The organism is Proteus sp. HMSC14B05 (genome assembly GCF_001808035.1).
Classification (GTDB): Bacteria; Pseudomonadota; Gammaproteobacteria; order Enterobacterales; family Enterobacteriaceae; genus Proteus; species Proteus mirabilis.
The window spans coordinates 229,135-249,297 of sequence record NZ_KV791984.1; the positions used below are offsets into that span (position 1 = coordinate 229,135).

The 20,163-nt window shown below is 36.8% G+C and carries 19 protein-coding genes and 1 tRNA gene; 9 read left to right on the forward strand and 11 right to left on the reverse strand.

Translation table 11 applies throughout. The features are described from left to right. Together HMPREF3129_RS07990 and HMPREF3129_RS07995 are read right to left on the reverse strand one after the other, a co-directional pair. Positions 1-1,967: sugar transporter (locus HMPREF3129_RS07990; protein WP_254668240.1), on the reverse strand; the 1,967-nt coding region annotated here is incomplete at its 3' end. A 5-nt stretch (positions 1,968-1,972) separates the two neighbouring features. After that, positions 1,973-2,425, reverse strand: a complete 453-nt coding sequence (locus tag HMPREF3129_RS07995; protein WP_036918772.1) for an outer membrane protein assembly factor BamD — start codon at positions 2,423-2,425, stop codon at positions 1,973-1,975. Between the two features lie 462 nt (positions 2,426-2,887). Between HMPREF3129_RS07995 and HMPREF3129_RS08000 the strand changes: the two genes are divergently transcribed. From HMPREF3129_RS08000 to HMPREF3129_RS08010, 3 genes are all read left to right on the forward strand, one after another. Continuing rightward, on the forward strand, positions 2,888-3,436 hold the full coding sequence (locus tag HMPREF3129_RS08000) for an NADPH-dependent FMN reductase (RefSeq protein ID WP_036918774.1): 549 nt from the start codon (positions 2,888-2,890) through the stop codon (positions 3,434-3,436). Between the two features lie 500 nt (positions 3,437-3,936). Further along, on the forward strand, positions 3,937-4,146 hold the full coding sequence (locus HMPREF3129_RS08005) for a hypothetical protein (RefSeq protein WP_004244005.1): 210 nt from the start codon (positions 3,937-3,939) through the stop codon (positions 4,144-4,146). A 307-nt stretch (positions 4,147-4,453) separates the two neighbouring features. Further along, positions 4,454-4,663: a sigma-S stabilization anti-adapter protein IraP gene (locus HMPREF3129_RS08010; RefSeq protein ID WP_004244007.1), complete on the forward strand. Its 210-nt coding sequence runs from the start codon at positions 4,454-4,456 to the stop codon at positions 4,661-4,663. Positions 4,664-4,931: 268 nt separating this feature from the next. Here HMPREF3129_RS08010 and HMPREF3129_RS08015 read toward each other — a convergent pair whose 3' ends face one another. Genes HMPREF3129_RS08015 through HMPREF3129_RS08035 form a run of 5 tightly spaced genes read right to left on the reverse strand, consistent with a single transcriptional unit; the run spans position 4,932 to position 10,874 of the window. After that, the gene (locus tag HMPREF3129_RS08015) at positions 4,932-5,660 is read right to left on the reverse strand and encodes a fimbrial assembly chaperone (protein ID WP_004244011.1); all 729 of its coding nucleotides are present in this window, start codon (positions 5,658-5,660) and stop codon (positions 4,932-4,934) included. After that, a complete protein-coding gene (gene stbD / locus HMPREF3129_RS08020) occupies positions 5,626-6,969 on the reverse strand; it encodes a fimbrial usher protein StbD (RefSeq protein WP_026164610.1) in 1,344 nt (447 codons plus the stop codon). The genes HMPREF3129_RS08015 and stbD overlap by 35 nt, the downstream gene beginning before the upstream one ends. Positions 6,970-6,972: 3 nt before the next feature. Then, the gene (locus HMPREF3129_RS08025; RefSeq protein WP_036918776.1) at positions 6,973-9,537 is read right to left on the reverse strand and encodes a fimbrial outer membrane usher protein; all 2,565 of its coding nucleotides are present in this window, start codon (positions 9,535-9,537) and stop codon (positions 6,973-6,975) included. Next, on the reverse strand, positions 9,521-10,279 hold the full coding sequence (locus HMPREF3129_RS08030) for a fimbria/pilus periplasmic chaperone (RefSeq protein ID WP_017827170.1): 759 nt from the start codon (positions 10,277-10,279) through the stop codon (positions 9,521-9,523). Before HMPREF3129_RS08030 ends, HMPREF3129_RS08025 begins: the two co-directional genes overlap by 17 nt. Before the next feature lie 58 nt (positions 10,280-10,337). Next, entirely contained in the window at positions 10,338-10,874 is a 537-nt protein-coding gene (locus HMPREF3129_RS08035) for a fimbrial protein (RefSeq protein ID WP_004244016.1), read from the reverse strand. A 517-nt stretch (positions 10,875-11,391) separates the two neighbouring features. Here HMPREF3129_RS08035 and HMPREF3129_RS08040 point away from each other — a divergent pair. From HMPREF3129_RS08040 to HMPREF3129_RS08065, 6 genes are all read left to right on the forward strand, one after another. After that, on the forward strand, positions 11,392-12,138 hold the full coding sequence (locus HMPREF3129_RS08040) for a winged helix-turn-helix domain-containing protein (protein WP_036918778.1): 747 nt from the start codon (positions 11,392-11,394) through the stop codon (positions 12,136-12,138). Further along, a complete protein-coding gene (locus HMPREF3129_RS08045) occupies positions 12,111-12,611 on the forward strand; it encodes a hypothetical protein (RefSeq protein ID WP_004244018.1) in 501 nt (166 codons plus the stop codon). The genes HMPREF3129_RS08040 and HMPREF3129_RS08045 overlap by 28 nt, the downstream gene beginning before the upstream one ends. Positions 12,612-12,836: 225 nt before the next feature. Further along, positions 12,837-13,577, forward strand: a complete 741-nt coding sequence (locus HMPREF3129_RS08050) for a winged helix-turn-helix domain-containing protein (RefSeq protein ID WP_036918780.1) — start codon at positions 12,837-12,839, stop codon at positions 13,575-13,577. Next, positions 13,550-14,032 carry a hypothetical protein gene (locus tag HMPREF3129_RS08055; protein WP_004244020.1) on the forward strand — a complete coding sequence of 161 codons (483 nt, stop codon included), beginning with the start codon at positions 13,550-13,552 and terminating at the stop codon, positions 14,030-14,032. Before HMPREF3129_RS08050 ends, HMPREF3129_RS08055 begins: the two co-directional genes overlap by 28 nt. A gap of 215 nt (positions 14,033-14,247) precedes the next feature. Then, a complete protein-coding gene (locus HMPREF3129_RS08060; protein ID WP_017827172.1) occupies positions 14,248-14,796 on the forward strand; it encodes an Ail/Lom family outer membrane beta-barrel protein in 549 nt (182 codons plus the stop codon). Positions 14,797-14,958: 162 nt separating this feature from the next. After that, positions 14,959-15,318: a DUF4156 domain-containing protein gene (locus HMPREF3129_RS08065; protein ID WP_017827173.1), complete on the forward strand. Its 360-nt coding sequence runs from the start codon at positions 14,959-14,961 to the stop codon at positions 15,316-15,318. 71 nt (positions 15,319-15,389) lie between these two features. Here HMPREF3129_RS08065 and HMPREF3129_RS08070 read toward each other — a convergent pair. The 4 genes from HMPREF3129_RS08070 to recJ all read right to left on the reverse strand — a co-directional run bounded on the left by HMPREF3129_RS08070 (position 15,390) and on the right by recJ (position 20,154). Then, positions 15,390-15,463: transfer RNA gene (locus tag HMPREF3129_RS08070), tRNA-Gly, on the reverse strand. Positions 15,464-15,627: 164 nt separating this feature from the next. Further along, positions 15,628-17,142: a lysine--tRNA ligase gene (gene lysS, locus HMPREF3129_RS08075; RefSeq protein WP_004244024.1), complete on the reverse strand. Its 1,515-nt coding sequence runs from the start codon at positions 17,140-17,142 to the stop codon at positions 15,628-15,630. Between the two features lie 8 nt (positions 17,143-17,150). After that, positions 17,151-18,249 (reverse strand): peptide chain release factor 2 gene (gene prfB / locus HMPREF3129_RS08080; protein ID WP_096043105.1). Its coding sequence is split into 2 segments (ribosomal slippage): positions 17,151-18,173 and positions 18,175-18,249, totalling 1,098 coding nucleotides; the frame shifts between segments, so codons are not numbered across the junction. A gap of 171 nt (positions 18,250-18,420) precedes the next feature. Continuing rightward, positions 18,421-20,154 (reverse strand): single-stranded-DNA-specific exonuclease RecJ, encoded by a 1,734-nt coding sequence (gene recJ / locus HMPREF3129_RS08085; protein ID WP_036918783.1) that lies wholly within the window; start codon positions 20,152-20,154, stop codon positions 18,421-18,423. Positions 20,155-20,163: the final 9 nt, after the last annotated feature.

Here is a 20,163-nt window from a genome sequence, read left to right on the forward strand (position 1 = left end):
TTTATTTTTTTAATTTCACTCTCTTTTTCTTTTAGTTGCTCACTTAATTTTAATTCTTTTTCTTCAAGTGTTTTCGTTAGCGCACGCTGAGCTTCAAGCTGCTTAGAGACTTCATTAAACTCTTTTTGAGAATTCGCTAAAACACTTTCTTGTTGCTTAAATTGAGCCGTCGATTCTACTTGCTGCTGTTTTAATGAAGCAATTAGTTGGTTACTTTCAGAATTTTGTTTTGCTAACTGATCTTTAGCTTGTGTTAATTGTGTCGTTAATTTATCAGTAAGCGATTGTTTTTCTGCTAGTTGTTTCTCTAATTGAGCATAAGCGTTATCGTTCGCTATTTTGCTCTCTTTAAGTTGCCCAATGGTGGTATTGTTCTCTTTAAATTGGGTATCCAATGCTTGATACTTATTGGCGAGATCTGCCTGAGCTTTCTCTAATTTAGCGATTGCACCATTTTTTTCTGAAATCAAAGCATCAAAAGCTTCCTCGCCCGTAGATAAACTTTTTTTCAGCTCAGCTAATTCATTAACCTTATTTTGTAACTCAAGCTTCAACGCTGGGATCTGTGTTAATTTATCATCTGCTTGTGCTTTTTGTTGTTGAAGAGTCACTAACGAATGATTTAACTGTTGTTGCTCTTGGTTTATTTTTTTTATGTGATCGTTAAGTTGAGCTATCTGTTGGCGTTGGGTATCAATTAACTGATTATTCTTAGCTAGAGTAGCTTCAAAAGAGGCTTTGTTTTTAGCTAATTGATTTTCTAAAGATTGACGCACTGCTGATAAATTAGTTAAAGAATTTTGTAGTACCTCAATCTCTTTTTTAGCACTGTTATTTGTTAATAACCGTTGAGCCTGCCCATATTGTGATTGTAGCTGCTGTTTTTGTTGCTCAAGTTGAGCAACATGGGTAGTCAATTGATTTAATTTTTGTGCCTGAATATCAAAATCTTCTTGCTGTTTAGTTAATACTTTATTTTTTTCTGTCGCATCAAACAGCAACTGATCTTTTTCAGCTAATTGTGCAAGCAAGGTATCCTGCTCTTTTTTAGACTGTGCTAATTCATTTTTTAACTTAGCCACAGACTGTTTTAGGCTATCATCATTAAGTAAATTATTCGCTACAGCCAGTTTATCTTGCGTTTTTGCCAATTCCGCTGTTAATTGTTGAACTTTTTCTTCTGCGGTTTGCAGGTTAGTTAAACTTTCGGTTAATAACGCGGTTTGTTCAGTAAATTTCTGATACAGACGTTGATATTTTTCGCGAGTATTTGCTAAACGATTTAATAGCTCTTTATTAAAGAGAGGTTGCTTATGGTCAAGCAAAGAACGTTTAAATTGATATAAAAAATGAAAAGGTATTTCAGTCACTGAATACACTGTATTTGGAATAAAATCTAATAAAGTATTATCAGTAGACTGATATGGCTGCCCTGGATAACGCTTACGCGTATAAAGCATTAGAGGATTATAGACCACGGATTTACTTTGATAATACCGATTCAAGTCCTCAGGGGTAAATTGCGGTTTAATCGGTACAAACGAAAGCAGTGGTGTTAAATAATGAGTGTAATCACTGTTTATTTTGTTGGTATTTGTAGATACCACAGAGCATTGTTCAGACAAAGTCACCTGAGGTACAGAGGGAGTCGCCACTACTGGCCGATGCTCATTGCGTACCACGGTTTGATGTTCATTCCGTACAACAGGCTGTTTAGGCTGAATTTTTTGTTGTGGTTTTTGTGGTGGCTTTTCCTTTAATGTCACAGTGGAACGCACCGTTCCACTACGCTGATCGGGAGTAGATGAAGATGAAATTGTTGCAGAGGGTTCAGGCTTAATATCAACGGGCTGTTGTGCTTCTAAATAACGGTCAAAATCTTCAATGACAAAATTAAACTCATTATTAGCAAAAGACAGCGCCGGAAACATCATAAAAGCGAGACAAGCACTCTGCTTTAATTTCATAGTAATTATTCACCTAATTTCTTCAATGTCGAATTCACAGACATAACCGAAAGATAGCGCACTTTAGCACATAGTACTTCGGTCTTAGATTCGATACTCATTTTTAATAATGCTAAGCTATCTTTACTGGCTGTATTTTCAACACTACGGTATAACGCATTAATTTCACTGATTTCCTTAAATTCATCCACCATAGATTTATACTCTGCTGGTGAAAATGTTTTTAAAGAATCAAGTTGCTTGATACATGCCGTTTGTGATGCCAGTTTTTGCTCCCCTACGTTCATCTGTTGATAATTATTATCAGCAGGTGAAGTTACCGTGGATTTCACTTGTGTTGGCACTACCTCCACAGGTTGGCTATCACCAGATAAAATGCTACATCCCGATAGTGTGAGAACAGTAACTGCCATAGACAGAGCTAAAACATTGTTTTTATTTTTCAATAAGGACATCATTTTTCCTTAATTCCGATCAGTCTAAATAAGAGCGTATGTAGTATCGCATTTTAAGCTATCTTATTATAATTTTCTATTGTCTATTGCGTACTAAGTCAATAACCTAGCGCATAAATGACAATAACGGCTCCTATCCTTTCATTTCATTATTTTTTCTTACAACATTGCATCCGTCACATTAAAATCATCATTAAATGAGTATCGGTATTTTTAATTGGAAAAATGTTGTCGTGTTAGAAGCAGTTATTTCTACACAATGAAGATAATAGCAGATAATCAGAAAAATAATAACATCTAATTTTATCATTTAATTACCTTTATAAGGTGTAAAATAATACTCTTTTAATGTGTTATAATTACTTTTATTTTGTTGCTGTTTTCTATTATCAGGATAAAATCAAAATATGAATATCAAAATAGTAATTGATATTCATTGTTATCCTTCAATATAGGAGAGTTAAGATGAGTCATTTTAACATTGGTGTTGTAGTCGGAAGCTTAAGAAAAGATTCCTATAATAAACAAACAGCAAAAGCATTAATCTCGCTATTTCCTCAAGAATTTACTTTTCAGTTCCTTGATATCGGTACTCTTCCTCTCTACAACCAAGATGATGACGACAAAACACCTGAAGCCGTTGTCGAGTTTAAGCAACAAATTAAGCAATGCCAAGGCATTATCTTCGTAACACCTGAATATAACCGCTCAATCCCTGGTGTGCTAAAAAATGCGTTAGATCAAGCCTCTCGCCCTTATGGTACTAATGCATGGGATAGTATTCCTGCTGGGATCATCGGTGTTTCAATCGGTAATATTAGTACTGCTATTGCACAACAGCACCTGCGTAATTCATTAGCATTTTTAAATATGCCAACCTTAAATCAACCAGAATGTTTTTTAAAATGGTATGATGGAATGGTAGAAAACGGTCAGTTTTCTGAAAAAACAGCAGGTTTTATGCAAAACTGGGTTAATAGCTATATTAACTTTGTAAAGCATAATCAAAAATAGCTTAAAATAATCCTAAATAGATTTCACAGAGTGTGGTTTATAATAATTACACTCTGTCTTATTTTAAAAAGAGGGAAAGTAAAACTAACTTGCTAACCAATCAATAAAATATAATTAACTATTAATTATCAATATTTAAATAGTACCTCCTAATAATAATTAACTTTATTATAGCAAGTAACCCATGTATAAAAATGACATTTAATAATCTATTTAAAATAGTAAATGGTATGGTATTTTTAGTCTATTAGTTAGCGCAATTAAAAAAACAATCAATAAAATCATTATGTTATTCTTTCTATCTAGCTCATAAAAATTAACAAATTAGATATTACTTTAGTTACCAAAACAAGGGAGAAATAATTATTATCACTCATTTCACACATCTTGCTCCTATTAAACATATTGTGCGTTATATCTCTCAATAATCTCTTTCTATAATTGTGATATATAAAAAAATTACTTATATTAATAATCCATTAGATACTGACAGGTAAATCATGGATAACAACTTAAGAGAAATCGAATGCGAGCTCGCTGCTTTAAAAATAGTCACTAAATCTCTACTTTGTGCATTAAATGATAAGCAACGACGCGATATGTTAGGCAATATATCTTTAGTTATTGAAGATACTTCAAGCAGATATCCACATCACAATGAAGTTATAAATCTTACTGAGCAATATGTGAAAAAACTTATCCAAGCATAGACTCATTATATGATTTTAATGGTTTCCCCACCAATTTAACATCATAGGATGCACAATATTGCATCCTATGCTCTTCTTTTTACTAAAATAACGTTCACTCTTTTCTATTACTTAAGTCAAATATAACCTCTTACACTCTATCTTTATCCTCCAGTGATTAAGTTAATAAAATAGAGCTCTTTAGATAAAGCGCATCTGTAAAAACGTTCTTTCTGTACTAATACATTTTTTACTTGGATTTACTTAAATAATTAATTAATATGCAAAATTATCGCATTGCTATCGTAATAGTTCCTCGGAAGAATATATGGAAAAAAAATTAGTTAACATAGAACATGAAGTTGCGGCATTAAAAGTGATTTTAAAATCACTATTACTTACATTAACAAATAAACAAAAGGAATCTGTTATATATGATATAAACAAAACCATTAGAAATGCTTATGCTGAACATCCACAATACCAAGATATAATAGAAAAAACCGAACAATACATAAAAAAGATACTCCAAAAATAGTTGTGATTTACATCACTATCAGTAAATAGCTATAACTATTTATATTGTTATTCATTATTTTTAGCTTTATATCTATAAATGCTGAGTTATTTTAATATGACATCATCAATGATTGATTGAGTTATAATATATGGCTATTATTTGCCATGTTATAAAAAAAACAACAACACAAAGAATTATTAAATTTATTAATAAATTACATACAGTTAAAATATTAAATCTAGTATATTATTTTTTTAGATATTCTCTACCCATTCTCTCCCATTGATCAGTTTGTTAAAGTTGTTGAATACACTCGCCAATTTCCTGAATCATTGATCACGGCATAATCTATCTTAGTTCCTTCAACAACGGATTGTGGTAAATCAAGATAGTTTTTTTCATAGGGCGCCAGCATAATATTATGCTGTCTACGCTTATCAATGCTAGTCATGATCACTAGACTCATATACCACGGTGTGGGGTTTGTTATCATCACACCATGTGAGGTAGCACTAAAATGTAGACGCTGTTCATCCTTTTCTGTCGGTACTTTTAATCCTGCGGGGCGAATAAAAACTTTTAATCGCAAACGTAGTGGTAAAATTAATTTTCGTGACACATCTTGTGTTGCGAGGTTTTCTGGTGGTATCTGATAAAGGTTAAGCCAAAATACACTTTCTCTATCGGTGGGTAAATTATCACGAGAACTAAGCACTAAACGAAGTGACCTCAACTCACCAGGAGCCATTTTAAAGATAGGTGGTAATATAATAAGTGGTGTTCTGTTCGTATCTGGTGAAGAGTGAATATCACCAATATCGGACCAAACCTGTACCAACATAGGTATCGCACTATCATTTGCAAGTGTTAGTGATTGGTTTATATCATTTGCTGCAAAAACTATCCGAGTTCGATCAACATTAATCGCAGCAAATGATGATATGACAATACCAATTGATAGAAATAGTAATATAACTAGCTTATTGAAAACTAACCACGGCTTGTAATTGTGCATTAACACTCCCCACGGTTACGGTTTGTCCACTAAGAGCTTCTAAAGAAGCAGTAAAATCACCATGCCAAGTTTCTATAGAACCATTTTCTTTTGTACCAGAAAACGTAGTAAGATCTTTATACGCATACCACCCTCGAGTACTTCCACTTCCCGTCACCATCCTGTCTGGTAGCAAATTAATTGCAGCACCTTGTTTATCATAGATTTTGATCCCAACCCCAGAAGCAACGCCTTTTTCACCATAATGTGTATCCAATAGCCATGTTAATCCACCACCAGATGTTGTTAGACCTAAACGACGGGCGGCCGCAACCGCCGTAGGTTGATTAACTAAAAAGCCCATTGCTACATTCGCAATATTAGTTGTAGGGTGAGTTGAAGACATTGCTCCTGATTCGCAATTAAGTGTAAGACTAAATGTTGCTTGACTGCTTTGCCCTGAAGAGAGTGCCCTAACAGTAATTTGAGGCAGGATAACTATTGAGGGATAATCCTCTATTGTACAAGTTGCACCTCGAATATAAGTAACTTGATTATAAGTTCCCCATGCGCCCGGCCATACATATGGCCATCCCAAATATTTATTGGCATGATCATCTCCTTCTTGGATAGCAAAAGTATCTAAGCCAGGCCCTTTAAAAGCAATATAACCTCGAGGTTGGTTATAAGTATCTTTATTAATTCTACCCGCATAAATAAACTGATCTGAGGCTGAGATTTTTATCATCTCATACAATATATTGCTAAATGCGCTAGCAGGAATATAAATAGCGTGATCATCTTGAAACCAACTATCTGCCGTAAGTTGGCGCTGTTTCCAATAACGACTATAATACTCTCCTGTACTAAGATTAGTCATACGTACAGCGACATTACGTTCTACATCATAATAGGCTCCTTCCAATTCTTTCGCCGGACGCCCTCCCACAAATATGTTATCACCATTGGTGGAATACAATTCATAAAGTTGCCCTGCATCCTTTAGCTCACAACGAAAAAGGATCTGTTTCGCACTATATGGTGTTCGAGTTGCTGATGTAAGAAAATTAGCAATAGAGCTCGCTAGTACAGTACCAGCAGGTTGAAATTTATTACTGGTACTCACACTAATTACAGATGGTAAGCCTAAATGCCCAATATTATCATCAAAGGCACCATACCAGTTACGAGCAGTATAGCCTGCCTTAATTGCACTATCGGATAGAAAACTATTATCTGTTACCTTAATACATACCGCTTTGCTTACAACGCTAAAGATCAGACTAATGAAACAAATAACTAATAGTAACATTCGGTGAAAATACAACATGGTTTATTTATCCTCACAAATTGTCGTTAGATAAATCACCTTTTTAGATGAATGTAAATCAATCTGGTAAGGAACTCGACAATATTGATTAACACTTTTTCCCCAACGAATAAGTAGTCTTCCTGAATTATGATTAATTCGGGCATAAACTTGCCCTCCTTGTCCGACCATTCCTATTACCGCCCCTTCATCACTGAGCACTTCAGCGCCCATTGGTGGTATACTGCCATCTTTCTTTTTCACGTCTATTAGTACCGCCTTACCTGTAATTGTTGCAAAATTGACTTTAGCCACTGCACCTGAATATGGAACAACTTGCTGGCTTCCCCCTGACAATTCGGTATCACGGTTCATATGGCGGGTATCAAGGGAGATATTATTGCGACGGTATGGTGATAAAGTGGGCAAAATGGCATAACCAAAATGATCGATGACGGCTCCTTGCCCATTTTGTACAACAGCACCTTGCGCCCCATCAGCATGAATTAAGGCAAAGGTATCACTAGTGTAAGGGCCTAAAGTTATCCCACCAGAATGCAAAACTAAGGTTCCTGACGTACCTAGGGATAATTGACGATAATTTTTACCCTGATCAAAACCTGCTCTCAGTGTTCCCAAGCGAGTATTTTGTTGAAAGCCAGCACCAAAGTTTGTCGATAAATGTTCCTTACCATAACGATGGTGATCATAACCACCATATAATGACCAAGAAAAATCACTTTGATCTCCACTAGAGCCAGTAATAGATAGCGTTGAAGATTGACTGTTTCGTGATTGGCTATAATTTATTGCTACCGAAGTACGGTTGTCTTTCCAATCAAATGGAATAGAAAGAGTCAATGACAGTATTGTTTCAGTATATTTTTGCTTTTGGCTTTGATCTTGCAATTCATCAATATGGTGATAAAAATGATCACCATAATCCTGAGTAGTACGCTGTCTTGCAAGGTTAAGACCGTAGCTTAACTTTCGCCACTGGTTGCTATAACCTATTTGTAACTGAGTGATCCGCGATTGATTATGGTAATAATCAGCGGTACTGGCACTAAGATTAACAGTACCGAACTGGCCTAATGGCTGGCTGATTGTTGCAGAAAGACGATTTTTTTGGTGAAGAATATCGGAATAGTAATCAATACCCGTTTTCAGTTGGCGACGTACACCAAGTACATCTTGTAAATCACGAAAACCATCCGTTGAATAGCGGTAAGCGGCTAAAACTAAGTTAGTCCCTGAAGAAAACGTTTTACTATAACTTAACTCTGCACGCCAACCTTGTTTGCGATCATCATGCTGTATACGCGCATGAGACAAAGTTGCATTCATGCCAATAGCGCCAAGGCGAGTTGCCCATACTGCGCCCCCCAACCAGGCGTAATAATCTTTGGCTAATCGCGATCCAAGATTAATGGTGAGGTTGTTATTAATACCAAACTGAGCAGTACCTTCAAAAAAACGGTTATCAACATGCTTATATTGCCTCACCTTCCCCAAAGAAAAAGAGTAATGCCAATTACCAGGACGTACCGAATCAGGAACCGATGAATAAGGAACAATAAAATGTGAAATTTTTCCGTTAGCTTCAATTACCTCAACCTGTAAATCCCCTTGATTCTTTGTGTTATAAAGATCATCAATATAGAATGGACCTGGTGGAACGTGAGTTTCATAAATTACTTTTCCCAACTGCTTAATCACGACTTGAGCACTGCTAGCCGCTACACCATGCACCTCTGGTGCATAGCCACGTTTACCTTGTGGCCACATACGTTCATCAGTTGCGAACTTTATGCCACTAAACAATAAACTACCAAATAGACTAGGATCTGTGTAATTATCTCCTAGTGTCATGATACTGTTAATCGCAGAAATTGGCCGTTGCAACCATGTACGAACACTCGTGTAATACCAGTCGCTACCCTGATTATGACTATCGGTATGGCGTAGATTTCCTTGATGCCGCACCTGCCATAATCCAAAATTGCTACCAACATTGATGCCACTCCATAAATATTGTGAGTGCAAGTGCTGGTCTGTATTTTCAGTATAAGTCCAATTGGTATTGTGACGTAAAAAAAGAGCTAGTACACCACTATCCCATTGTGAGGGAGATATATAGCCCCGTGGCCGATGAATTAATTCATTCATTGGGATGCTAAGTCGTAATTGTAAAGTAGCTCGATCAAAATGCCATTCCCCTTGTGATACCCATTGCCTAAGAGAACGACAACTTTTACCATGATCTACCGCCTTATCTGATAGCGATTTAACTTGTGCTTCTTGCATTAAAGATAAAGGTAAACACGGTTCCACTTGTTTTCCATTATTAATGGATTTGAAAATAATTTTCAGGCTTGATTTTATGAGAGTATCATTCACAAAAACATCCACAATGTACTCACCTGCCAATATTTCACCTCCATTAATACTGGCAATGCTTTTGCTATAAGCAGAACCTTGTAAAAGAGTGGGATCAAAATAGTACTCTTCCTCCGCCGCCTGACAGGTAAAGCAAATCGCTATCATAAAGGCCATATTTTTATAGTGAAATTTAACCTTCGTTAACATGATAATGCTCACTTATCCTTGCACCTTGATCATTAATGAGTGTCACGGTAACAGTACCTCGTAGTGATTTGAGATTAAGCTTGCGAGGTAACCAAAAAGTATGGTGAGAAAAAGGGGATATCATTTCAATATCAAGTTGATGCGTCGTACCATTTAATGTAACGCTTAAGTTACTCATTGATGCAAACCATGGATTAGGGTTATCAACGGTGATGCCAATCCCTTTTTTAGTATCACGAAACATAGTTACATGGAGTTTTTTGACTAGATTATCTGGTGAGCCGATCTGTTCTGGTCGGTAAAAGAGTTTAATACGAGTGCGTAACATCACCAGGACTTTATTTTGTTTTTCCCCGCCTATATTGGCTGGAGGAACTTGTAACGCATTAAACCAAAATAAAGACTCACGATCTTGTGGTAAAGATTTATTAGCTCCATAAACAATGCGTACTATCTGCCCTGATTTCGGTAAAATACGAAACACTGGTGGGGTGGAGATAAAAGGAATAGTACTCGCGTTTTCTGGTTTAAGATCAATATCGCCATCATCAAACCAAGTTTGCACAATATAAGGGAATGCATCGTTATTTTTTAGTTGCACATCAACTGAAGGAGCGGTTGATGGATAAATAATACGACTACCAATAATAGTCACACTGGCCCATGATATAGTCATGGGAAAAATAAATAGCATTAGCGTAACGAGATAACGAATTGCAACGCAAGTAGCATCCTTTTTCATCTTAATAACTCCATGATGATTAAAAGCCCGACAAGTGATATCGGGCCGAATAACGGTGTTACAGATAAGAAACCGCATATTGTAGAGTTGCTTCAACAGTACCCGCTGATGCGGCACCTGTAGCATAGTATTGTGCAGTGTAAGTTGCGCTGGCTTGCGTTTCTCCTGGCTTTAATTGCAGATCTCCCTCACCTTTAAAACCACCAGTTAAATTGATAACTTTCTGAGCAGTATCCAGAAGTTGAATTTCCACATTGGTAGCGTTTCCCGTATTGCCAAGGTTGCCATTGCTGGTAACTTGATTGCCGACAAAAACCGTCGATATTTTAGTGGGTTTATCTGTATTACCTGTACAACCAGAAAGACCAATATCAAATGTTACCTGTCCTGCGGTATCTCCACTATCTTTTAGCTCCTTGGCACTAACAGTCGGTAAAATAACCACAGGTTTTGCCTGATTACCATTAATTGAGACAGAACAAGTTTCATCAGAAACTTCCCCCTGAAAAGTAATAGTATTATCAGATAACGCCAATGCATTAGTAGAAAGAAAGAACGTTGCAACAAATAAAGCTAGTGTTGTTTTTTTTAACATATTCGTATATTTCCTTTATTGATATTTATTTTTAATTAATATTACTTCTCTCTATAAGAAAACAGATAAAGTAGATATATTTATTCACTTTATATGACATTATTTTCTCGTTATATTTATATACAGAGGGTGCCTTAATGTTTATATGTTGATACATTAATCGCAACTTTCCCTATAAATAAATTAATTTGTCACATTAATCTTAAGCTAAGATTAAGAAACAACTTTATAAAAGTGCTTACAACACATCTGAATAACTCTTAATTTTTTCTTACTCACTAATTAAGTTAAATTTCAGAAGTTAGAATAAAGGTAAAAAAATAGCCCAAAACAAGAATAATGCATTGATAATTAATAAATAAATATCTTAATACACCTTATAAAATCATATCCATGCCCTTTATCCTAATATGAGAGATGTTAATAATGTGAATATATTGCTTTTATCCATGTTAATATAGTGTTCTACGCACAAAACTAGATAGTAGTATTAGATGAATTTAAATTCAGGCTTACTATGGATGAGAAAAAATTCTTAATTGATGAAAAAGTAATATTTGACAGCAATAAAATGATATTAGCTAACAATAATAAAATTATTAAGATCTCGGAATCAGAATCTAATTTATTACTTGCTTTCTATCAGGGGATATATAAGAAAGAAGATATTATTAATTTTGTTTGGAAAAACCGTGCAGGTTGTGTTTCTGAATCGAGTTATTACAAACTTATTAATCAGATACGTAATAATTTTACCCTTATAGGTTTAAATGCAGATGACATAGTGACTCGTCCAAGAATTGGTATCTCACTAACGGTAACACTAGAGCCAATAGTAACGGAAAAAACTACACCATACGAAAGCAGTAAAGAGTTAGAGAATACAAGGGATCAACAACCAAAAATAATTTCTAGCAATAGCATAATCCCCAGAAAAAAATTATTGATTATTTTGGGGAGTATCCTAATTCTACTGTCTACGATAGCGTTACTGATAGTGCATGGTCATGAATCACATAGATACCATAGTCACTTCCAGCTCCTTGGTCACTATGATAGTTATCATTTTTATAAAATGACTACAGATAAAGTGGCATTTGAAGAAGTGGTTGCAGCATACGATAGTCTGACACTACCAATATGTCGCGCAAATGGGCACTATATTTATTATATCCGAGAGCCAAATATGGATCTTTTTTTACAATGTTTGAATCCTGTTGAATCGGCGGTACCTAAATGCATGACAATAAAAGAACGTTATTAATCATCCTATGTCTTTTGTTATGTGGATGTATCGCGCTAGTAATTTGGGTATTAGGCAGCTATAAACGTGATACGCTGGAAATACAAAATCTTATTTGTACAGCAAAATCAACTATCTATATAAAACCTAAACATCTTATAATGAAAGGGACATTGGTTCTTGATTTACAATCGAATCGAATCGCTATCCACTATACCGTTCAACATAACCAACAGGAGCAACAGCTATTTTTTCAAGATATCATTATCAGTCCTCTTAGCCGTACAGGAGTGCAAAATTATACTTTCGCCGTTAAGTCAGTGCATAAATTTGATTCAGATACTACAGGAGAAATGTTTGCTTGGTTACGCCTTTTACAACCAACAACCATTAACGAGCTGACGATAAATAAAATAGGTCAAAACACCTATCTTTTTTCACTTAATAGGCAGATATATAATTTCTGTACAACAGGAGGAAGAGAAAAATTGTAGTTTTTATAAAACGATATAAGGTGATTTTGATGGCAACCATATCCCCTTTGGAAGATTAATGAGATGCTAGGAGAATTATGATGCTCTTGTTTATTTTTCGCTTCAAATATGACTGATTAAAAATAATGATAGTTATATTGTGATCTTTTAATATAGCCATATTCAACACAGCGATTATTATGGCTGAGTCCGATGATGATATCTTAACAGAAGGCCGTATAAGTAATGAGTAATAAGTATTTAATTGATAATAAGGTCATTCTTGATATCGATAGAATGACACTATCACACGATCATGAAAGTATTAAAATTTCTGAATCTGAGTGTAATTTGTTATGTGCTTTTCATGAGGGACTCTTTAAAAAAGAGGATTTAATTGATTGGGTATGGGGACGTAAAGGTGTCATTGTTTCTAATGCCAGTTATTATAAATTACTTAATCAATTACGAGGTTCATTTGAAAAAATAGGTCTTTCGGCATCCGCTATTTTAACTCGCCCTAAAGTAGGTGTGACGCTTTCTGTCACTATTGAAAAACTTCCTGATGAAATTGAACCCCCTTATTCAACAGAAGCTCCGTTGAATGATACACATGAACCAATTATAGAACTACCTGTGGTAACAAAACTCATACCTCGGCGAGTTTCTCTGCGTAAAGAATGGTTTTTTTTAGTTTGTGCTATCCTGTTCCTTGTGAGCTTACTATTTCTATTTAACAAGCAGAATACCGACTATTTTTCTCCACTTGGAACCTACAATGGTTATCAATTTTATGGTGTCACCAAAGATAATCGTACTTTAGAAAATGCCGTAGAAGCTTATACGGAACTCAGTAGCCAAGTGTATAAGCAAAATGGTAATTTTATTTATTATATTCGTGTTCCTAATACGAATATTTTTGTTCAGTGTCTTAATCAGCTGAATGTTGAGGAGCCCAAATGCATAACTATAAAAGAAATATACTGAGAGGAAGCACATTGCTTATTTTAGCGGTGGCTATTGTGTTACTGATTTTATTAATACAACGCCAACGCCAACCTAATCCTGATTCCTTTTTATGCACAGCCAAAACAGTAACGAATATTCAACCTAAGAATTTTAATGTAAGTGGTAGTATCGTTCTTGATTTTAAAAAGAAAAGAATCACTTTGCAGTATGACATCATCACAAATGAACAGGTGAAAAAAGTACTCTATCGAGATATCTACATTAATAACCTACATACTCCACAACCGGGTGTTTATACTTTCGATGTTGACTCAGTGAAAATTTTTGCCACTGATACAGCGGGCGATTTTTTATCTCATTTTAGGCTACTACACTCAGGTGCAGCGAATGAAATACGGATCACAAAAGTAGGGAATAATACTTATTTATATTCATTAAATAAGCAAATTTATAATGTTTGTACTGCACAATAGTTCTATTAATTATTTGAAAAATAAAGATTGATATACCACTTACAATCTTAATAACTGCATATTAAATTTTCTGAAAATGTTAGTAAAAAATCTGTAAGACTAATTTCATAACTTTCACTCACCATTTCTGGTTATATAGTTGGCGCAATTATGTCTTATTACGATTTGCCATAGATATAGATATAGTCATTTTTCTACTAACAAGGGGTTTTTAAATGCAGCGTATATTGTCGTTATTCATGCTGTCAGCACTATTATTCGCCACGCCATTTGCGTTTGCGACAAAAAATACCACGGTATCACTCGGCTATGCTCAAACCCATATGGGAGCATTAAAAAACTCTGCCAGTAACGACCTTCGGGGATTAAGTGTAAGGCTCCGTTATGAGTCTAGCGCAGTATCTAATGCCAATTGGGGATTATTGGCCTCTTATACAGTAACAACCCGCGATATAACCAACTATCGCTGGGAAGATGGAAAATTACATAAAGAGAATAATGATACCGTAAGATATGGATCCTTTATGATGGGTCCCACTTATCGTGTTAATAATTTTCTGAGCTTATATGGCAATATTGGTGGAGCGGCGATGAAAATAAAACATAAAGAGCGAGCTAGTGAATCAGAAACTTCATTTGCCTATGGTGCAGGTTTTATTATGGAGCCATTTACTAACCTTTCACTCGATTTTTCTTGGGAAGCAAGTAAGTTCGATTTTGCAAATACAAATACTTTTGGCATGGGTATTGGCTATCGTTTTTAAGCCCGATTATCTCGATAAATTGAGTCAACGATGATTATCACAATGATATTACTGGCTATACCCTATAAATAACGAGCTCTTTTATTAACACATTAACAATATATGAGTCTTTCAAATATAGAAAGGACTAGCCTTGTATTTTTTGATTTTCAGGAAAATCATATGAACAAGATCTTTATTTTTATTACCACATTACTATTAACCGCATGCAGTGCCAACTCACTTCACTCAGGTGCACAAATGGTACGTATTACACACAATGAGCCAAATGCATCTTGCCGATATTTAGGTGATGTCACAGGAAGTCAGGGAAACTTCTTCACTGGTGGCTGGACATCAAATAGCAACCTAGAAACAGGCGCCCGCAATGATCTAAAAAATAAAGCATGGAAAATGGGGGGAAATGTGGTTGTATTATTAACTCAACGGGCAGGACAAACGGGAAGCGCTTACCGTGGAAGTGGCTCAAGTCAACAAACCAACGTTACATTAAGTGGTGCTGTATATCACTGTCCACAATAATAGTCGTCTTATGTAGCTTTAGATACATGATCAAACTCATTGATCAGGATTGATAGAGTTGAGTAAATAGATGGAGCGGGCGAAGGGAATCGAACCCTCGTATAGAGCTTGGGAAGCTCTCGTTCTACCATTGAACTACGCCCGCAGTAGATTTTCTGATTATACTCCAGCAAATTTTAACGGCAATCCCCTGCCTATTTAAATGGTTATCAAATAGACAATATAGAGTGTAATCCCTTGAAATTTAGACATAAAAAAGCCATCTTGCGATGGCTTTTTTCATATAGCGTATTTATCGTGATTCGATAATTATTTTCCCGGACGCATCGCTGGGAATAAAATAACATCACGAATAGTATGACTATTGGTAAATAGCATTACCATACGGTCAATACCAATACCTAAACCTGCTGTAGGTGGTAACCCATGCTCTAATGCAGTGATATAGTCATGATCAAAGAACATGGCTTCATCGTCACCCGCTTCTTTTTGACGAACTTGCTCTTCAAAACGCTCCGCTTGATCTTGCGCATCATTAAGCTCAGAGAAACCATTACCGATTTCACGACCACCAATAAAGAACTCAAAGCGATCGGTAATAAATGGATTATCATCATTACGACGAGCCAGTGGTGAAACTTCTGCTGGATATTCAATGATAAAAGTTGGCTGGATCAAATGGCTTTCAGCTACTTCTTCAAAAATTTCACATTGAACACGGCCTAACCCCCAACTCTTTTCAATCTTAATACCAATAGATTGAGCAATGGCAACGGCTTTATCCATATCATCTAGATCAGCCATATTGGTTTCTGGACGATATTTGCAAATAGCTTCTTTCATGGTCAGTTTTTCAAACGGTTTACCGAAATCAAACTCTTCATCACCATATTTGACGATAGTCGAACCTAATACATCTTGAGTTAATGTACGGAATAACTCTTCAGTCAATTCGATAAGATCACGATAATCAGCATAAGCCATATAGAGTTCCATCATTGTGAACTCAGGGTTATGACGTGGTGATACACCTTCATTACGGAAGTTACGGTTGATTTCAAAAACGCGATCAAACCCACCAACAACTAAACGTTTTAAATATAATTCAGGTGCAATACGTAGATACATATCAATATCTAGTGCGTTATGGTGAGTGATAAACGGACGTGCACTTGCTCCACCTGGGATAGTTTGCATCATCGGTGTTTCTACTTCCATAAAGCCTTTATTCACCATAAATTGGCGAATAGCAGACATGATTTTCGAGCGGATCTTAAAAGTATTACGTGAATTCTCATTAGAGATCAGGTCTAAATAACGCTGACGATAACGTGTCTCTTGGTCAGCTAGACCGTGGAATTTATCAGGTAACGGACGTAGCGCTTTAGTCAGTAAACGTAACTCAGTACAATGAATACTCAGTTCGCCTGTTTTGGTTTTAAATACACGGCCACGGCCACCTAAAATATCACCGAGATCCCATTTTTTAAACTGCTCGTTATAAACGCCTTCAGGCAGATCATCACGAGAGACATAAAGCTGGATACGGCCGCCCATGTCTTGCAATGTAGCGAAAGATGCTTTCCCCATAATACGGCGAGTCATCATACGACCTGCAATAGCAACTTCCACATTAGCAGCGTCTAACTCTTCTGCACTCATTGCATCATATTTTTGATGTAATTCGTCAGACATGGCATCTCTGCGGAAATCATTTGGGAATGCGTTACCATTATCACGTAAAGCTGATAATTTTTCGCGGCGAGTTTGCAGTTCGTTATTTAAATCAGGTGCCTGCTCCGCACCTTGTTGCTGTTGCGACATGTTTTTCCTCACAGGCCCGCTTTTAAGCTAGCTTCAATAAATTTATCGAGATCACCATCTAACACTGCTTGTGTATTACGCGTTTCCACACCAGTGCGTAAATCTTTAATTCGTGAATCATCTAGAACATAAGAGCGGATTTGGCTACCCCAGCCAATATCTGACTTATTATCTTCCATCACTTGCTTATCTGCATTTTTCTTTTGCATTTCCAGTTCATACAACTTCGCTTTCATCTGTTTCATTGCCTGATCTTTGTTCTTATGCTGAGAGCGATCATTTTGGCATTGTGTGACAAGCCCTGTAGGAACGTGGGTAATACGTACCGCAGATTCTGTTTTATTAACGTGCTGACCACCAGCGCCTGATGCGCGGTAAACGTCGATACGCAGATCGGCTGGGTTGATTTCAATATCAATATTGTCATCAACTTCAGGGTAAACAAAAGCAGAGCTAAATGAAGTATGGCGACGTCCGCCGGAGTCAAATGGGCTTTTACGCACTAAACGGTGAACCCCGGTTTCTGTACGTAGCCAACCATAGGCATATTCTCCTATGATTTTGATTGTTGCTGATTTTAAACCTGCAACATCACCGTCAGACTCTTCAATAATTTCTGTTTTAAAGCCTCTAGATTCAGCCCAACGTAAGTACATACGCATTAGCATACTTGCCCAATCTTGTGCTTCTGTACCGCCAGAGCCTGCTTGTAAATCAAGATAGCAATCAGCACTGTCATATTCACCAGAGAACATACGACGGAACTCTAATTGCTCAAGCTTTTTGTTTAATCCTTCTAACTCAGCAACTGCTTCGTTAAATGTTTCTTCATCATCGGCTTCAACAGCAAGGTCAAGTAAACCAGAAACATCTTCTAGTCCTTGTTCGAGTTGGTCGATTGTTTCTACAATAGCTTCAAGAGATGAGCGTTCTTTTCCTAACGCCTGCGCCTTTTCAGGCTCATTCCACACGTCAGGTTGCTCTAATTCTGCGTTGACTTCTTCTAAACGCTCTTTCTTGGCATCATAGTCAAAGATACCCCCTGAGGACTTGAGTCCGCTCAGCGACTTCTTCTATTTGGTGTTTTACTGGATTGATTTCAAACATACTTTTTCGTCTTAACGTTGTTTTTAAAAACAATTGGAATAAATTTTGAACCGCATATTGTAACGGATCTCAGCGCGGGTTTATAGCATTTATATACAATTGTCTATCGGATTATTGTGCTCATAACAGCGCGCTGCTCAATACAACCATAAAATGACTTATCTATCGCGATTAACAAGGCCAAATATGCTCCACCAGCAGTTGTGCATTGCGCTGTCCTCTAAATTCATTGACGTCTAATCGGTAAGCAAGCTCAACCGTTTTAATACTGTTATCCGGCCATATATTAACATCAACATTAAATGCAATAGCATCAATCATTACATGGCTATTTATCGGTTGAAGCATCATTTTTAAATGTTTGCTTCCCACAATACGTTGCTGTAGTAAGGTGAATTTGCCATCGAAAAGCGGCTCAGGAAAAGCTTGTCCCCAAGGCCCTGCTTCTCTTAACATTTCCGCAATAGGTAAAGATAACTGACTGTCGCTTAACTCGCCGTCTGTTAAAATCACGCCTTGTAATTGTTCAGCAGAAACTAATTCCGCCATAAGTGCCGAAAAGTGACGCTGAAAAAGTGGAAATTTATCTTCTTCCAGAGATAGTCCGGCCGCCATCGCATGGCCACCAAACTTCACCATTAATCCCGGATTTAACGTATTCAAACGTTCTAATGCATCTCGCAAGTGTACACCATGAATAGAGCGTCCAGAGCCTTTTAGTAAACCATCACCGCTTGGGGCAAAAGCAATCACTGGGCGATGCAGTTTCTCTTTAATTCGTGAGGCGAGAATGCCAACCACACCTTGATGCCACTGAGGATGATAAATAGCTAATCCATTCGGTAAGTCATCTTGGGTAGTAATAAATTGGCGAAAGATTGTCGACGCTTCTTCTTGCATTCCCGCTTCTATTTCACGACGAGTCTGATTTAATCTATCCAGTTCATTGGCAATTTCACGGGCGACACCAATATCATTAGTTAACAGTAAAGCAACGCCAACAGACATATCATCAAGACGCCCTGCCGCATTCAGTCTTGGCCCTAATGCAAAACCTAAGTCACTGCTGACTAATTGTGACAACGTTTTACGTGAAACTTCCGTCAAGGCTTTGATCCCTGCACAGCAACGTCCTGCACGAATACGGCGTAATCCCTCATAAACAAAAATACGATTATTTTCATCAAGAGGAACCACATCAGCAACCGTGCCTAATGCGACTAAATCAAGGTAATCGGCCATATTGGGGCGAGCTAATCCCTGTGCTGTAAACCAACCTTGTTTTTCTAATTCAGCTCTTAATGCGGTCATTAAATAGAAAGTGACACCGACACCCGCTAATGATTTCGACAAAAAGGCACAATCCGCTAAATTAGGATTGATAATTGCATCAGCTTGAGGAAGGGAGTGACCCGGCAAATGGTGATCAGTAACCAATACACGGATACCATATTCATGAGCAACATCAACACCTTCAAAAGAGGAGATCCCATTATCAACCGTAATAATCAGATCTACGCCTTTCTTCGCCACATCATGAACCACTTGAGGGCTAAGTCCATAACCATCATCAAAACGATTAGGAATATGGTAACTTACTTGCTGAAATCCCATTTGCCGTAACGCTTTAATAGCAAGAGCTGTACTGGTTGCCCCGTCGGCATCAAAATCCCCTACAATAACGATCCGCGATTGCAGCTTTAATGCCTCAACTAATAAAGAGATAGCAACATCAATACCGTTTAAATCTTGATAATGCAATAAGCCCTTTAACGAGCGCTCGAGCTGAGTTTCAGAGGTAATACCTCGATTGGCATAAATTTGCCGTAATAAGGGATCGAGGCTTTCTGGCAATGCTGTTGCTTTCGCCACACGCCGACGTAATGTCGGTTCAATAGTAACCATAAAACGCTA

Coding starts and splice junctions, on each gene's coding strand:
- HMPREF3129_RS07995 (WP_036918772.1), bottom strand. CDS start 2,425: ATGATGTCCTTATTGAAAAATAAAAACAATGTTTTAGCTCTGTCTATG.
- HMPREF3129_RS08000 (WP_036918774.1), top strand. CDS start 2,888: ATGAGTCATTTTAACATTGGTGTTGTAGTCGGAAGCTTAAGAAAAGAT.
- HMPREF3129_RS08005 (WP_004244005.1), top strand. CDS start 3,937: ATGGATAACAACTTAAGAGAAATCGAATGCGAGCTCGCTGCTTTAAAA.
- HMPREF3129_RS08010 (WP_004244007.1), top strand. CDS start 4,454: ATGGAAAAAAAATTAGTTAACATAGAACATGAAGTTGCGGCATTAAAA.
- HMPREF3129_RS08015 (WP_004244011.1), bottom strand. CDS start 5,660: ATGCACAATTACAAGCCGTGGTTAGTTTTCAATAAGCTAGTTATATTA.
- stbD (WP_026164610.1), bottom strand. CDS start 6,969: ATGTTGTATTTTCACCGAATGTTACTATTAGTTATTTGTTTCATTAGT.
- HMPREF3129_RS08025 (WP_036918776.1), bottom strand. CDS start 9,537: ATGTTAACGAAGGTTAAATTTCACTATAAAAATATGGCCTTTATGATA.
- HMPREF3129_RS08030 (WP_017827170.1), bottom strand. CDS start 10,279: ATGAAAAAGGATGCTACTTGCGTTGCAATTCGTTATCTCGTTACGCTA.
- HMPREF3129_RS08035 (WP_004244016.1), bottom strand. CDS start 10,874: ATGTTAAAAAAAACAACACTAGCTTTATTTGTTGCAACGTTCTTTCTT.
- HMPREF3129_RS08040 (WP_036918778.1), top strand. CDS start 11,392: ATGGATGAGAAAAAATTCTTAATTGATGAAAAAGTAATATTTGACAGC.
- HMPREF3129_RS08045 (WP_004244018.1), top strand. CDS start 12,111: ATGCATGACAATAAAAGAACGTTATTAATCATCCTATGTCTTTTGTTA.
- HMPREF3129_RS08050 (WP_036918780.1), top strand. CDS start 12,837: ATGAGTAATAAGTATTTAATTGATAATAAGGTCATTCTTGATATCGAT.
- HMPREF3129_RS08055 (WP_004244020.1), top strand. CDS start 13,550: ATGCATAACTATAAAAGAAATATACTGAGAGGAAGCACATTGCTTATT.
- HMPREF3129_RS08060 (WP_017827172.1), top strand. CDS start 14,248: ATGCAGCGTATATTGTCGTTATTCATGCTGTCAGCACTATTATTCGCC.
- HMPREF3129_RS08065 (WP_017827173.1), top strand. CDS start 14,959: ATGAACAAGATCTTTATTTTTATTACCACATTACTATTAACCGCATGC.
- lysS (WP_004244024.1), bottom strand. CDS start 17,142: ATGTCGCAACAGCAACAAGGTGCGGAGCAGGCACCTGATTTAAATAAC.
- recJ (WP_036918783.1), bottom strand. CDS start 20,154: ATGGTTACTATTGAACCGACATTACGTCGGCGTGTGGCGAAAGCAACA.